Source organism: Thermus thermophilus, assembly GCF_019974155.1.
GTDB lineage: Bacteria > Deinococcota > Deinococci > Deinococcales > Thermaceae > Thermus > Thermus thermophilus_C.
The window spans coordinates 2,014,651-2,028,343 of the sequence record NZ_AP025158.1 but is presented as its reverse complement, the minus strand read 5'-3'; the positions used below and the strand labels follow the sequence as shown (position 1 = coordinate 2,028,343).

At 69.7% G+C, this 13,693-nt stretch carries 12 protein-coding genes; 10 read left to right on the top strand and 2 right to left on the bottom strand.

Annotated features, from left to right (window positions below):
• Positions 1 to 2: 2 nt before the first annotated feature.
• Positions 3 to 1,088 (top strand): enolase C-terminal domain-like protein, encoded by a 1,086-nt coding sequence (locus TthTMY_RS10955; protein WP_172844651.1) that lies wholly within the window; start codon positions 3 to 5, stop codon positions 1,086 to 1,088.
• Here TthTMY_RS10955 and TthTMY_RS10950 read toward each other — a convergent pair.
• The gene (locus TthTMY_RS10950) at positions 1,074 to 1,700 is read right to left on the bottom strand and encodes an HAD family hydrolase (protein ID WP_096411270.1); all 627 of its coding nucleotides are present in this window, start codon (positions 1,698 to 1,700) and stop codon (positions 1,074 to 1,076) included. The two genes, TthTMY_RS10955 and TthTMY_RS10950, sit on opposite strands and share 15 nt — an antisense overlap.
• A complete protein-coding gene (locus TthTMY_RS10945) occupies positions 1,693 to 2,742 on the bottom strand; it encodes an MFS transporter (RefSeq protein ID WP_096411269.1) in 1,050 nt (349 codons plus the stop codon). Before TthTMY_RS10945 ends, TthTMY_RS10950 begins: the two co-directional genes overlap by 8 nt.
• Before the next feature lie 39 nt (positions 2,743 to 2,781).
• Here TthTMY_RS10945 and TthTMY_RS10940 point away from each other — a divergent pair, with 39 nt between their 5' ends.
• The 9 genes from TthTMY_RS10940 (at position 2,782) to TthTMY_RS10900 (ending at position 13,680) form a co-directional block, all read left to right on the top strand.
• Complete coding sequence (locus TthTMY_RS10940; RefSeq protein WP_172844650.1) at positions 2,782 to 3,558, top strand: glycine cleavage system protein T; 777 nt, start codon at positions 2,782 to 2,784, stop codon at positions 3,556 to 3,558.
• Positions 3,531 to 4,715 (top strand): CinA family nicotinamide mononucleotide deamidase-related protein, encoded by a 1,185-nt coding sequence (locus TthTMY_RS10935; protein WP_096411267.1) that lies wholly within the window; start codon positions 3,531 to 3,533, stop codon positions 4,713 to 4,715. Before TthTMY_RS10940 ends, TthTMY_RS10935 begins: the two co-directional genes overlap by 28 nt.
• A complete protein-coding gene (gene thpR / locus TthTMY_RS10930; protein ID WP_223903279.1) occupies positions 4,712 to 5,308 on the top strand; it encodes an RNA 2',3'-cyclic phosphodiesterase in 597 nt (198 codons plus the stop codon). The genes TthTMY_RS10935 and thpR overlap by 4 nt, the downstream gene beginning before the upstream one ends.
• Entirely contained in the window at positions 5,259 to 6,281 is a 1,023-nt protein-coding gene (gene recA, locus TthTMY_RS10925; RefSeq protein ID WP_096411266.1) for a recombinase RecA, read from the top strand. Before thpR ends, recA begins: the two co-directional genes overlap by 50 nt.
• Complete coding sequence (gene rny / locus TthTMY_RS10920; RefSeq protein ID WP_096411265.1) at positions 6,282 to 8,006, top strand: ribonuclease Y; 1,725 nt, start codon at positions 6,282 to 6,284, stop codon at positions 8,004 to 8,006. It begins immediately after the preceding gene.
• Between the two features lie 11 nt (positions 8,007 to 8,017).
• Positions 8,018 to 9,055 (top strand): rod shape-determining protein, encoded by a 1,038-nt coding sequence (locus TthTMY_RS10915; RefSeq protein ID WP_096411264.1) that lies wholly within the window; start codon positions 8,018 to 8,020, stop codon positions 9,053 to 9,055.
• A gap of 6 nt (positions 9,056 to 9,061) precedes the next feature.
• On the top strand, positions 9,062 to 9,490 hold the full coding sequence (fabZ, locus tag TthTMY_RS10910) for a 3-hydroxyacyl-ACP dehydratase FabZ (RefSeq protein WP_011173839.1): 429 nt from the start codon (positions 9,062 to 9,064) through the stop codon (positions 9,488 to 9,490).
• Positions 9,490 to 10,131 (top strand): S4 domain-containing protein, encoded by a 642-nt coding sequence (locus TthTMY_RS10905; protein WP_223903278.1) that lies wholly within the window; start codon positions 9,490 to 9,492, stop codon positions 10,129 to 10,131. Before fabZ ends, TthTMY_RS10905 begins: the two co-directional genes overlap by 1 nt.
• A 189-nt stretch (positions 10,132 to 10,320) precedes the next feature.
• Positions 10,321 to 13,680, top strand: coding sequence for a DNA-directed RNA polymerase subunit beta (locus TthTMY_RS10900; RefSeq protein WP_096411263.1), 3,360 nt, complete (start codon positions 10,321 to 10,323; stop codon positions 13,678 to 13,680).
• Positions 13,681 to 13,693: the final 13 nt, after the last annotated feature.

Below are 13,693 nucleotides of genomic sequence, written 5' to 3'. Positions count from 1 at the left end.
CTATGCCGACGGTACGGGACCTGCGCCTCATCCCCTTCCGCATCCCCCTGAAGGCCCCCTTGCGCTGGGGGAAGGCTTCGGAGCTTGCCGCCTTGGAGCACGCCCTTTTGGAGGTGGAGCTTTCCGACGGCTCCCTAGGCCGGGCCGAGGTGGCCATCCGCCCCACCATCTACGGGGAGACCCTGGGGAGCGTGAGGGCGGGGTTGGACTACCTGAGGCCCAAGCTTTTGGGCCTCGAGGCCGACGACCAGGAGGGGATAAGGGCCGTTCTGGAGGCCTTCCCCTTTAACTTCGGCCTCAAGGGCGCCCTGGACACCGCCCTCTGGGAGGCCTGGGCGCGGAGCGAGGGGGAGGAGCTTCACCAGGTCCTCAAGCCCGCCAAGCACCGGGTGCGGGTGGCCTACATCCTGGGCCTCGGGGAGGAGGACGAGGTCCTGGAGGACGCCCGCATGGCCTTTGGGGCGGGGGTCCGGGTCTTCAAGGTGAAGGTGGGGCGGGACCTGGAGGCGGACACCCGCCGCATCCTCCGCCTGAAGGAGGCCTTCCCCGAGGCCGAGCTCTACGCCGACGCCAACGAGTCCCTTCCCCCCAAGGAGGCCGAGCGCTACCTTTTGGCCTGGAAGGAGCTTGGCCTCCGCTACGTGGAGGAGCCCTTGCCCGTGGAGGAGGTGGAGGCGAGGCGGGCCTTGAGGGAGAAGGGGATCCTCCCCCTCATCGCCGACGACGCGGCCATGACCCCGAAGGACCTCAGGCGGGAGCTACAGCTCAACACCTTTGACGTCCTCAACCTCAAGCCCGCCCGCACCGGCGTCACCTGGACCCTGGAGATGCTCGCCCTCGCCCGGGAGAAGGGCAAAAAGGCCATGGTGGGGAGCCAGGCGCAAAGCGCCTTCGGGGCCTACCAGTCCGCCCTCCTCGCCTTCCAGCAGGGGGTGACGGAGCCTTGCGAGCTCGCCTTCCACCTCAAGGCCGAGGGCGGCTTCTTCCCCTTTCCCCCCTTCCGCGAGGGGTGGCTTTATTGGGAGGACCTGGTGGAGGGCCGCTTTGACGAGGAGGCCTTCGCCCGCTACGCCCTAAAGGAGGCCTAACGCCTCCCGGAAGTCCCGGAAAACCCCCCTCGCCCCCGCCTCCCGAAGGGCTTCCGCCTCGTGCCCCGTGAGGAGGCCGTAGGTGGGGATCCCCGCCCCCACGGCGCTTCTCACCCCGGAAGGGGAGTCCTCAAAGGCCAGGGCCTCCTCGGGGGCCACCCCGAGGCGCCTTAGGGCCACCCGGTAGGGGAGGGGGTCGGGCTTTCCCCGGCCCACCTCCTCCGCCAGGACCAGGAGGGGCGGCCTTAGGCCCAGGGCCTCGAGGACGTGGCGGGCGTTTTCCTTGGGGGCGTTGGTCACCACGCCCCAAAGGAGGCCTTTCTCCCGGATGTGCTCCAAAAATTCCGCAAGCCCCGGGGTGGGCCTGAGCCCCTGGGCGAGGGCCCGGAAGCGGGCCTCCTTGGCGGCGATGAGCCTTTCCGCCTCCTCTCCCTCCAGGCCCAAGAGATCCCGGACGATCTCGGGGTTCAGCCTCCCCGAGATCCTTTTCCGGTAGAAGATGGGGTCCACCTCCAGGCCGTAGGGCGCCAGGGCCTCCCGCCAGGCCAGGAGGTGCAGGGGGTCCGTGTCCGCCAGGGTGCCGTCCAGGTCAAAGAGGACCGCCTTAAGCACGGGCCACCTCCCGCTCCGCGCCCCGGAGGAGGAGGTAGAGGGCGAGGCTTAGGGCGAAAAGCCCCAGGGGGATCCCCCGGTCGGGCAGGAGGGCGAAAAGCCCGGGGATCAGGGTGCTCCCCGCCGCCCCGGCGTACATGAGCCCCCCCAGGGCCCGGTGGCCGAAGCGGGCCTGCACCAGGGCGAAGAGGGTGGAGAAGAGGGGGCCGAGGAGGAAGCCCGCGAGGGGGAAGAGGAGGGCGGTCTGGGGGAGGAAGTTGAGGAGGAGGAGGCCCATCACCCCGAGGAGAAGCCCCCGGAGGGCCCTCAAGGGGTCCTTGGCCACCCTTCCTGCGAGGAGGAGCCTGCCCAAGGCGAGGAAGAGCCAGTAGAGGGTGAGGAGGAGGCCGCCTAGGGAGGTGGCGTGGCCCAAGGCCTCCAGCCAGACCCGGTTCCAGGTGGCCAGGGCCCCCTCGAGGCCCGTGTAGAGCCCCACGGCGAGGAGGAAGGGCCAGAGGGCTCCCCGGGGCCTTTCCTTGGGCCTTTCCGCCGCAGGCGCCCCGAGGACGAGGGCGCCTGCGAGGAAGGCGAGAAGGCCCGCCAGGCTCAGAAAGGCGGCGTAGGGGAGCCAGGCCAAGGCCAAAGGGGTGAGGACCGCCCCCAGGCCAAAGGCCACGTTGACCCGGTTCAAAAGCTCCACCCGCCTTTCCGGGTAGAGCTCCCCCACGAGGCTGTTCCCGTGGACGTTCATCACCCCCTCCCCCAGGCCGAGGAGGAAGGCCAGGGACGCCATCCAGGCGTAAGAGGGGGCGAAGGGAAGGCCGAGAAAGGCGAGGCCCACCAGGCCCAGGGCCAGGGGAAAGAAGGGATGGCGCCTCTCCTCCTGTCCCAGGTGCACCCCGAGGAGGAGGCCGAGGAGGAGGGCGGCGAAGTAGAGGGAGGCCCCCTCTTCCGTCCCGTACCGCTCCCGCCAGTAGGGCAGGGCGGCCCCGGGGAGGGCCACGATCACCCCCACGAGGAGGAGGGCAAGGAAGGAGCCGGCGAGAAAGCGCACGGACCGCATTCTCCCCCTGGGGTGACCCTTTGGTCAATAATGGGGAGGATGGAGCGCCTTTTGGCCCAAGCCCTTTCCGGCGAAGGCTTCTTCGCCTTCCCTGGGGTGCTCCTCCTCCGGGGCCCCGACGCCTTTTCCTTCCTCCAGGGGCAGGGCACCCGGGACCTGCGACGGGTTTCGGGGCCTGCTGGGGTGCTCTTCCTCAACCACAAGGGCCAGATTGAAGAGGCGGCGACCCTCTTTCCCCACCCCGAGGGCTTCCTCCTCGCCCCTTGGGGGAGCCTCGAGGGCCTGGAAAGGCGCCTGCGCCGCTACATCGTCTTTGACCAGGTGGAGCTTGTGGCGCTGCCCCTCTTCCGCCTCCTCTACGCGGACGGCCGCGAGGAGGTGGGGGAGAGGGCCGAAGGGGCGCTTCCCCCGGAGCTCTATCCCCTCTACACCCTGCTCAAGGGCCTCCCCCTCCTCTCGGACATCCAAGGGGAACTCCCCCAGAGCGTGGGCCTTCTCCACCTGGTGGACTACGGCAAGGGGTGCTACGTGGGCCAGGAGATCATGGCCAGGACCGAGGGAAAGGAGGCGCCCTACCGCCTTGTGGGCCTGAGGGCTCTGGAGGGGGGCGAGGCCCCGGCGGAGCTCTTCCTGGGGGGAAAGCGCGTGGGGGAGGCGAAGCGCCTTCTAAAGACCCCCTTCGGCCTTCTGGGCCTCGCCGTGGTGCGGAAGGAGGTGCCCGTGGGGGCGGAGGTGGAAGGAGGTGGGGGGCGGTACCGCGTGGAGGCCCTTCCCTTTAAGGAGGCGGCATGGAGCGGGCAGAGATCCTCGGGGTAGGCACCGAGCTCCTCTACGGGGAGACCCTGGACACCAACACGGCGGAGATCGCAAGAAGCCTCAAGCCCTACGCCCTCAAGGTGGAAAGGACCCTTAGGGTGGCGGACGAGGTGGCGCCCCTGGCCCGGGAGGTGGAGGAGGCCTTCGCCCGGGCCAGGCTTGTGGTCCTCTCCGGCGGCCTCGGCCCCACCCCGGACGACGTGACCCGGGAGGCGGTGGCCCTGGCCTTGGGGGAGCCTTTGGAGCTGGACGAGGCCGTGCTTGGGGAGATTGAGGCCTTCTTCCGCGCCCGGGGGCGCGCCATGCCTGAGGCCAACCGCAAGCAGGCCATGCGGATCCCCTCCGCCACCTGGCTCAAAAACCCCCGGGGCACCGCCCCGGGGTGGTGGGTGCGCAAAGGGGGTAAGGACCTGGTCCTCCTCCCCGGGCCCCCTCCCGAGTGGCGCCCCATGTGGCAGGAGGTTCTGCCCCGCCTGGGCCTGCCGCGAAGGCCCTACGCCGAAAGGGTCCTGAAGACCTGGGGCATCGGGGAGTCGGAGATCGTGGAGCGGCTTGGCCCCCTCTTCGTCCGGGGGGAGGAGGTGGAGGTGGGCACCTACCCCAAGGTCCACGGGGTGGAGGTGGTGGTCCGGGGCCGGGAGGACCGGGTGGCGGAGCTTGCCGAGCGGATCAAGAAAACGCTCCTTAAGGAGGTCTGGGGCGAGGGGGAGATGACCCTCGCCGAGGCGGTGAAAAGGCGCATGGAGCGGGAAGGGGCCACCCTCGCCACCATGGAGAGCCTCACCGGGGGGCTTCTGGGAGCGGAGATCACCCGCGTGCCGGGGGCGAGCCGCTTCTATTTGGGGGGCGTGGTATCCTACTCCGTAGGGGCCAAGGCCCGCTTCGGGGTGCCTCAGGACCTCCTCTCCCGGACGGTTTCCGCCGAGACCGCCCGGGCCATGGCGGAGGCGGCGCGGTCCCTCTTCGGGTCCACCTACGCCCTGGCCACCACCGGGGTCGCGGGGCCGGACCCCCTGGAGGGCGAGCCCCCGGGCACGGTCTACGTGGCCCTGGCGGGCCCCACGGGCGCGGAGGTGCGGCGCTACCGCTTCCCGGGAGACCGGGAAACCGTGCGCTTAAGAAGCGTCTACGCGGCCTTGGCGCTCCTTGTGACATGAGGCTCTTCTACGCGGTCTTTTTACCCGAGGAGGTCCGGGCGGCCCTGGCGGAAGCCCAGACCAAGGTCCGCCCTTTTCGCGGCTGGAAGCCCGTCCCTTCCCACCAGCTCCACCTGACCCTCCTCTTCCTGGGCGAGCGGCCCGAGGAGGAGCTTCCCGACTACCTGGCCCTGGGCCACAGGCTCGCCCGCCTCGAGGCCCCCTTCCGGGCGCGGCTTCGCGGGACGGGCTACTTCCCCAACGAAGGAACCCCCCGGGTCTGGTTCGCCAAGGCGGAGGCCGAAGGCTTCCTCCGCCTCGCCGAGGGGCTTCGCGCCGGGGTGGAGGAGCTTTTGGGCGAGGAGGCGGTCAGGATCCCCGGCTGGGACAAGCCCTTCAAGCCCCACATCACCCTGGCCCGGAGGAAGGCCCCGGCGCCCCGCGTGCCTCCCGTCCTCTTCGGCCTGGAGTGGCCGGTGGAGGGCTTCGCCCTGGTGCGCTCGGAGCTTAAGCCCAAGGGGCCGGTGTACACCGTTTTGGAGAAGTTTTCCCTGAGAGGTGAGCATGGACGAGAGCAAGCGCAAGGCCCTGGAGAACGCCCTGAAGGCGATTGAGAAGGAATTCGGCAAGGGGGCGGTGATGTGGCTGGGCGAGATGCCCAGGCAACAGGTGGACGTGATCCCCACAGGCTCCCTCGCCCTAGACCTCGCCCTGGGGATCGGCGGCATCCCCCGGGGGCGGATCGTGGAGATCTACGGCCCCGAGTCCGGGGGCAAGACCACCCTGGCCCTCACCATCATCGCCCAGGCCCAGAGGCGGGGCGGGGTGGCCGCCTTCGTGGACGCGGAGCACGCCCTGGACCCCCTATACGCCCAGCGCCTCGGCGTCCAGGTGGAAGACCTCCTGGTCTCCCAGCCCGACACGGGCGAGCAGGCCCTGGAGATCGTGGAGCTCCTCGCCCGCTCGGGGGCGGTGGACGTGATCGTGGTGGACTCGGTGGCCGCTTTGGTCCCCCGGGCGGAGATTGAGGGGGAGATGGGGGATCAGCACGTGGGCCTCCAGGCCCGGCTCATGAGCCAGGCCCTCCGCAAGCTCACCGCGGTGCTCGCCAAGAGCAACACCGCCGCCATCTTCATCAACCAGGTGCGGGAGAAGGTGGGGGTCATGTACGGCAACCCCGAGACCACCCCGGGGGGGAGGGCGCTGAAGTTCTACGCCAGCGTGCGCCTGGACGTGCGCAAAAGCGGCCAGCCCATCAAGGTGGGGAACGAGGCCGTGGGGGTCAAGGTGCGGGTCAAGGTGGTGAAGAACAAGCTCGCCCCCCCCTTCCGCGAGGCGGAGCTGGAGATCTACTTCGGCCGGGGGCTGGACCCCGTCATGGACCTGGTGAACGTGGCCGTGGCCGCGGGGGTGATTGAGAAGGCCGGGTCCTGGTTCTCCTACGGGGAGCTCCGCCTGGGCCAGGGGAAGGAGAAGGCGGCCGAGGCCCTGCGGGAGCGGCCCGAGCTTTTGGAGGAGATCCGGGCCAAGGTCTTGGAGCGCTCGGACCAGGTGGTCCTGGCCGCAGGCGAGGACGAGGGGGAGTAGATGTCCCTTCTGGACCTGGTTCTTCTGCTCCTGGTCCTGGGGCTTGGGGGGGTCCTCCTCCTTAGGCGGAAGGGGGAGGACCGCTCGGCCCAGGAGGCCAAGGAGCTCCTGGAGGCGGCGAGGCGGGAGGCCCGGGAGGTCCTGGAGGCCGCGCGGAAGGAGGCCCGGGACATCCTGGAGGCCGCCCGCCAGGAGGCCAAGGCCCTGCGCCAGGAGGCGGAGGCCCGGGCCAAGGCCCAGCGGGAGGAGGTGGAGGCGGAGATCAGGCGCCGCCTCGAGGCCGCCGAGGCCGAGGCCAAAAAGCGCCTGGAGGAGGCGGAGGGACGCCTTAAGGCGGAGCGGGAGGAGCTTCGCGCCGAGCGGGAGCGCCTGAGGTCCCTCCAGGAGGAGCTCAAGGAGGAGCGGGAGCGCCTCAAGGCGGAGCGGGAGGAGCTCCGCCGGGAGGGGGAGCGGCTCGCCAAGCGGGCCGAGGCCCTGGACGCCAGGGCGGCGCGGCTGGAGGAGGCGGAGGCGGAGCTTGTCCGTAAAGAGGAGGCGCTCAAGGCGGAGGCCAGGGCCCTGGAGGAGCGGCTTAAGGAGGTGGAGCGGAAGCTCTACGAGGTGGCGGGCCTCACCCCCGAGGAGGCCCGCAGGCTCGTCCTGGAGCGCCTGGACCGGGAGCTGGAGGAGGAGAAGGCCCAGAGGGTGCGGGCCGCCCTGGAGCGGGCCCGCCTCGAGGCCAAAAGGGAGGCCCAGAAGATCCTGGCCCAGGCCATGCAACGCCAGGCCTCGGAGACCGCGGCCCAGCTCGCCGTCACCGTGGTGCCCATCCCCTCCGACGCCATGAAGGGGCGGATCATCGGCCGGGAGGGGCGGAACATCCGCGCCTTTGAGGCCCTGACGGGGGTGGACCTCATCATTGACGACACCCCGGACGCCGTCCTCCTCTCCTCCTTCAACCCCATCCGCCGCGAGATCGCCCGCATGGCCCTGGAGGAGCTTTTGAAGGACGGGCGCATCCACCCAAGCCGCATTGAGGAGGTGGTGGAGAAGGCCAAGCAGGAGATGAAGACCTTCATCTACGAAAGGGGGGAGGAGGCGGCCTTGGAGGCGGGGGTGGTGGGCCTGAAGCCCGGCCTCATCCAGCTTTTGGGCCGGCTCCACTTCCGCTCCAGCTACGGCCAGAACGTTCTGAAGCACTCCATCCAGGTGGCCCACCTCGCCGGGATCATGGCGGCGGAGCTCGGCCTGGACGCCGCGCTTGCCCGGAGGGCCGGGCTCCTCCACGACATCGGCAAGAGCGTGGACCGGGAGGTGGAGGGAAGCCACGTGGAGATCGGCATCGCCCTGGCGCGGCGCTTCGGGGAGCCCAAGGAGGTGGTGGACGCCATCGCCCACCACCACGACCCCGACAACGCCGAGACCCTCTACGCCGTTTTGGTGGCCGCGGCCGACGCCCTCTCGGCGGCGCGGCCCGGGGCGAGGCGGGAGAGCCTCGAGGAGTACCTCCAGCGCCTGGAGGCCCTGGAACGCATCGCCCTCTCCTTCCCCGGGGTGGAGACGGCCTTCGCCGTGCAGGCGGGCCGGGAGGTGCGGGTCATCGTCAAGCCGGAGAAGGTCAGCGACGCCAAGGCCACCCTCCTGGCCCGGGAGATCGCGAGCCGCATTGAGAAGGAGATGAACTACCCGGGCCAGGTCCAGGTGACCGTGGTGCGGGAGACCCGGGCGGTGGAGTACGCTAGGTGAAGTGAGGCGCTATGCTTAAAGGCGAAGACATCGGCATTGACCTGGGGACGGCCAGCGTCCTCATCTACGTGCGGGGGAAGGGAATCGTCCTGAAGGAGCCCTCCGTCATCGCCGTGGTCCAGGGGAAGCGGGAGGTGAAGGCCGTGGGGGCGGAGGCCTACCGGATGCTCGGGCGCACCCCCGGGAACATCGTGGCCGTGCGCCCCCTCAAGGACGGGGTCATCGCCGACTACGCCCTCACGGAGAAGATGCTCCTCCTCTTTCTGCAGAAGGTCCTCTCTCCCATGAGCCGCCTCTTCAAGGGGCGGGTGCGGATCATGGTGGGGGTTCCCTCCGGGGTGACGGACGTGGAGCGGCGGGCCGTGGTCCAGGCCGTCTCCACCCTGGCCCACAAGGTCTACCTCATTGAGGAACCCCTGGCGGCCGCCATCGGGGCGGGGATCAACGTGGCCGAGCCCACGGGGAGCATGGTGGTGGACATCGGGGGCGGTTCCACGGACATCGCCGTCATCTCCTTAGGGGGCATCGTGCGCTCGGAAAGCCTCCGCATCGCCGGGAACGAGATGGACCAGGCCATCATCCGCTACATCCGCCAGAAGTACAACCTCCTCATCGGGGAGCGCACCGCCGAGGAGCTCAAGATCCGGCTGGGGCGGGCCAAGCTCCTTCCCGGGGAGGAGAAGGAGGTGGCCGAGGTGCGGGGCCGGGACCTCGTCTCGGGCCTTCCCCGCACCGCAGAGATCCCCGCCGAGGACGTCGTGGAGGCCCTTCAGGAGCCTTTGAGCAAGATCTTCCAGGGGGTGAGGAACGTCCTGGAGACCACTCCCCCGGAGCTCGCCTCGGACATCTACGAGCGGGGCATCCTCCTCACCGGGGGCGGGGCCCTCCTTAGGAACCTGGACGTGGCCCTGCAGGAGGCCACCGGCGTGCCCGTGGTGGTGGCGGAGAACGCCGTGGAGGCCGTGGCCCTGGGCACGGGGAAGGCCCTGGAGATGCTCCACGTCCTCGAGGACACCATCCTCTCCTCCGACGACGTCCTGAGGAGGTGAGGCCCTGTGGACATCCGGGAGATCCTCAAGGTCCTGCCCCACCGCTACCCCTTTCTCCTCGTGGACCGGGTGTTGGAGGCGGACGAAAGGCGCTTCAAGGCCCTCAAGAACGTGACCTTCAACGAGCCCCACTTCCAAGGGCACTTCCCCGGCCACCCCGTCATGCCCGGGGTGCTGATCCTGGAGGCCATGGCCCAGGCGGCCGTGGGGGCCCTGGTGCGCCAGCCGGGCTTTCCCCAAGGGGGCCTCGCCTTCCTCGCCGGGGTGGAGGGGGCCCGGTTCCGGCGGCCCGTCTACCCGGGGGACACCCTGATCCTCGAGGGGGAGCTCCTCGCCTTCCGCCGGGGCGTGGGCAAGGTGGCGGTGCGGGCCCTGGTGGAGGGGGAGGAGCGGGCGAGCGCCACCCTGACCTTCGTCCTCCAGGGGGCCTCCTGATGGCGGACCTGGAGCGCTACCTCAAGCGGGCCCGGGGCGGCCGGGTGGTGCGCACGGGCTTCCTGGACCCCGAGGACCAGGCCCGCCTGGAGGAGATGGCCCGCCGGGAGGGGATCCGGGTGGCCTTCTTCGGCGGCTTTCCCTTGGCGGAGCGCAAGGTGGCCGTCCTCTACCCCGAGGAGGTGCCCTCCGTCTCCGACCCCGTGGAGGTGGTCCTCCTGGACCGCCCCCCGCCCGCCGACCTGGGGGAGGTTTTGGGCGAGGTGGAGGAGGTGGAGGAAGGGGTTTTGGCCGCCCTCCTCCCCGAAGGGAGGAAGGCCCTCGAGGCCCAGGGCTACCGCCTCCTTCCCCCTCCCGAAGGGGCCCTGAGGCCCCCCAGGGAGCGGGTGCGCACCCTGGTCGTCCCCTCCTTGCGGGTGGACGCCGTGGGGGCCAAGGGCTTCGGCGTCTCTCGGTCCTACTTCGCCCAGGGGGTCAAGGCGGGCAAGGTGCGCCTCAAGGGGAGGCCCGCCTCCCCCAAGGACGAGCTCGCCCCCGGGGACCTGCTCTTCGCGGAGGGGCTTGGGACCCTCAGGCTCCTGGAGGTGGTTGGCAAGACGGTGCGGGGCAACTATAAAATCAGGGTGGAGGTGGAGCGGTAGGAGGAGGAATCGGTCCCGTTTTCGGCGAACCGGATTGACGGAAGTGGGCATTCCGGTATAGATTAGGGTTTGTGCTCTTTGGTCGGGCCAAGGGAGCACGGTAAGAGCCAGCCGCCGCAAGGGGATGGCCCCCTTGCGGAAGAACCCTGTTAGCTTACCTCGGGCGGCCCGCCTTCCTTGAGGTGACGCATGGAGATCAAGCGGTTCGGTCGCATCCGAGAGGTTATCCCCCTTCCACCCCTCACCGAGATCCAGGTGGAGTCCTACCGCAGGGCCCTGCAGGCCGACGTCCCCCCGGAGAAGCGGGAGAACGTCGGCATCCAGGCGGCCTTCCGGGAGACCTTCCCCATTGAGGAGGAGGACAAGGGCAAGGGCGGTCTGGTGCTGGACTTTCTGGAGTACCGCCTGGGCGAGCCCCCCTTCCCCCAGGACGAGTGCCGGGAGAAGGACCTCACCTACCAGGCCCCCCTCTACGCCCGGCTCCAGCTCATCCACAAGGACACGGGCCTCATCAAGGAGGACGAGGTCTTCCTGGGGCACATCCCCCTGATGACCGAGGACGGCTCCTTCATCATCAACGGGGCCGACCGGGTCATCGTCTCCCAGATCCACCGCTCCCCCGGGGTCTACTTCACCCCCGACCCCGCCCGGCCCGGGCGCTACATCGCCAGCATCATCCCCCTGCCCAAGCGGGGCCCCTGGATTGACCTGGAGGTGGAGCCGAACGGCGTCGTCTCCATGAAGGTCAACAAGCGGAAGTTTCCCCTGGTCCTCCTCCTTCGGGTCCTGGGGTACGACCAGGAGACCCTGGCCCGGGAGCTTGGGGCCTACGGGGAGCTGGTCCAGGGCCTCATGGACGAGAGCGTCTTCGCCATGCGCCCCGAGGAGGCCCTGGTCCGCCTCTTCACCCTCCTCCGCCCCGGGGACCCGCCCAAGCGGGACAAGGCCGTGGCCTACGTCTACGGCCTCATCGCCGACCCCAGGCGGTACGACCTGGGCGAGGCCGGGCGGTACAAGGCGGAGGAGAAGCTGGGGATCCGCCTCTCGGGCCGCACCCTGGCCCGCTTTGAGGACGGGGAGTTCAAGGACGAGGTCTTCCTCCCCACCCTCCGCTACCTCTTCGCCCTCACCGCCGGGGTCCCGGGCCATGAGGTGGACGACATTGACCACCTGGGCAACCGCCGCATCCGCACCGTGGGGGAGCTCATGACCGACCAGTTCCGGGTGGGGCTCGCCCGCCTCGCCCGAGGGGTGCGGGAGCGGATGCTCATGGGCTCGGAGGACAGCCTCACCCCGGCCAAGCTGGTGAACAGCCGCCCCTTGGAGGCCGCCATCCGGGAGTTCTTCAGCCGCAGCCAGCTTTCCCAGTTCAAGGACGAGACCAACCCCCTCTCCTCCCTGCGCCACAAGCGGCGGATCTCCGCCCTGGGCCCGGGCGGCCTCACCCGGGAGCGGGCGGGGTTTGACGTGCGCGACGTCCACCGCACCCACTACGGGCGCATCTGCCCCGTGGAGACCCCCGAGGGCGCCAACATCGGCCTCATTACCTCCTTGGCGGCCTACGCCCGGGTGGACGAGCTGGGCTTCATCCGCACCCCCTACCGCCGGGTGGTGGGCGGGGTGGTCACCGACGAGGTGGTCTACATGACGGCCACCGAGGAGGACCGCTACACCATCGCCCAAGCCAACACCCCCCTGGAGGGGAACCGGATCGCGGCCGAGCGGGTGGTGGCCCGGAGGAAGGGGGAGCCCGTGATCGTCTCCCCGGACGAGGTGGAGTTCATGGACGTCTCCCCCAAGCAGGTCTTCTCCGTGAACACCAACCTCATCCCCTTCCTGGAGCACGACGACGCCAACCGCGCCCTCATGGGCTCCAACATGCAGACCCAGGCCGTGCCCCTCATCCGGGCCCAGGCCCCCGTGGTGATGACGGGCCTCGAGGAGCGGGTGGTGCGGGACTCCCTGGCCGCCCTCTACGCCGAGGAAGACGGGGAGGTGGCCAAGGTGGACGGCAACCGCATCGTCGTGCGCTACGAGGACGGCCGCCTGGTGGAGTACCCCTTGCGCCGCTTCTACCGCTCCAACCAGGGTACGGCCCTGGACCAGCGCCCCCGGGTGGTGGTGGGGCAGCGGGTGCGCAAAGGAGACCTCCTCGCCGACGGCCCCGCCTCCGAGAACGGCTTCCTGGCCCTGGGGCAGAACGTCCTCGTGGCCATCATGCCCTTTGACGGGTACAACTTTGAGGACGCCATCGTCATCAGCGAGGAGCTCCTCAAGCGGGACTTCTACACCTCCATCCACATTGAGCGCTACGAGATTGAGGCCCGGGACACCAAGCTCGGCCCCGAGCGGATCACCCGGGACATCCCCCACCTCTCCGAGGCCGCCCTAAGGGACCTGGACGAGGAGGGCGTGGTGCGCATCGGCGCCGAGGTGAAGCCCGGGGACATCCTCGTGGGGCGGACGAGCTTCAAGGGGGAGTCCGAGCCCACCCCCGAGGAGAGGCTCCTCCGCTCCATCTTCGGCGAGAAGGCCCGGGACGTGAAGGACACCTCCCTCCGGGTGCCGCCCGGCGAAGGGGGGATCGTGGTCCGCACCGTCCGGCTGCGGCGGGGCGACCCCGGGGTGGAGCTCAAGCCCGGGGTGCGGGAGGTGGTCCGGGTCTACGTGGCCCAGAAGCGCAAGCTCCAGGTGGGGGACAAGCTCGCCAACCGCCACGGGAACAAGGGGGTGGTGGCCAAGATCCTCCCCGTGGAGGACATGCCCCACCTGCCCGACGGCACCCCTGTGGACGTGATCCTGAACCCCCTGGGCGTCCCCAGCCGGATGAACCTGGGGCAGATCCTGGAGACCCACCTGGGCCTCGCCGGCTACTTCCTGGGCCAGCGCTACATCTCCCCCATCTTTGACGGGGCCAAGGAGCCCGAGATCAAGGAGCTCCTCGCCCAGGCCTTTGAGGTCTACTTCGGCAAGCGCAAGGCCGAGGGCTTCGGCGTGGACAAGCGGGAGGTGGAGGTCCTCCGCCGGGCGGAAAAGCTCGGCCTCGTCACCCCGGGCAAGCCCCCGGAGGAGCAGCTTAAGGAGCTCTTCCTCCAGGGCAAGGTGGTCCTCTACGATGGCCGCACGGGCGAGCCCATTGAGGGCCCCATCGTCGTGGGGCAGATGTTCATCATGAAGCTCTACCACATGGTGGAGGACAAGATGCACGCCCGCTCCACGGGCCCCTACTCCCTCATCACCCAGCAGCCCCTGGGCGGGAAGGCCCAGTTCGGCGGCCAGCGCTTCGGGGAGATGGAGGTTTGGGCCCTCGAGGCCTACGGGGCGGCCCACACCCTCCAGGAGATGCTCACCCTCAAGTCCGACGACATTGAGGGCAGGAACGCCGCCTACGAGGCCATCATCAAGGGGGAGGACGTTCCCGAGCCCAGCGTCCCCGAGTCCTTCCGCGTGCTGGTGAAGGAGCTCCAGGCCCTGGCCTTGGACGTGCAGACCCTGGACGAGAAGGACAACCCCGTGGACATCTTTGAGGGGTTGGCCTCCAAGCGGTGAGGGTGAAGGCGGT

What these genes read in the sequence shown, in the direction of transcription:
- recA (WP_096411266.1), top strand. Translation starts at nt 5,259, where the DNA reads ATGGACGAGAGCAAGCGCAAGGCCCTGGAGAACGCCCTGAAGGCGATT.
- TthTMY_RS10955 (WP_172844651.1), top strand. Translation starts at nt 3, where the DNA reads ATGCCGACGGTACGGGACCTGCGCCTCATCCCCTTCCGCATCCCCCTG.
- TthTMY_RS10935 (WP_096411267.1), top strand. Translation starts at nt 3,531, where the DNA reads ATGGAGCGGGCAGAGATCCTCGGGGTAGGCACCGAGCTCCTCTACGGG.
- rny (WP_096411265.1), top strand. Translation starts at nt 6,282, where the DNA reads ATGTCCCTTCTGGACCTGGTTCTTCTGCTCCTGGTCCTGGGGCTTGGG.
- TthTMY_RS10905 (WP_223903278.1), top strand. Translation starts at nt 9,490, where the DNA reads ATGGCGGACCTGGAGCGCTACCTCAAGCGGGCCCGGGGCGGCCGGGTG.
- thpR (WP_223903279.1), top strand. Translation starts at nt 4,712, where the DNA reads ATGAGGCTCTTCTACGCGGTCTTTTTACCCGAGGAGGTCCGGGCGGCC.
- TthTMY_RS10940 (WP_172844650.1), top strand. Translation starts at nt 2,782, where the DNA reads ATGGAGCGCCTTTTGGCCCAAGCCCTTTCCGGCGAAGGCTTCTTCGCC.
- TthTMY_RS10945 (WP_096411269.1), bottom strand. Translation starts at nt 2,742, where the DNA reads ATGCGGTCCGTGCGCTTTCTCGCCGGCTCCTTCCTTGCCCTCCTCCTC.
- TthTMY_RS10900 (WP_096411263.1), top strand. Translation starts at nt 10,321, where the DNA reads ATGGAGATCAAGCGGTTCGGTCGCATCCGAGAGGTTATCCCCCTTCCA.
- TthTMY_RS10915 (WP_096411264.1), top strand. Translation starts at nt 8,018, where the DNA reads ATGCTTAAAGGCGAAGACATCGGCATTGACCTGGGGACGGCCAGCGTC.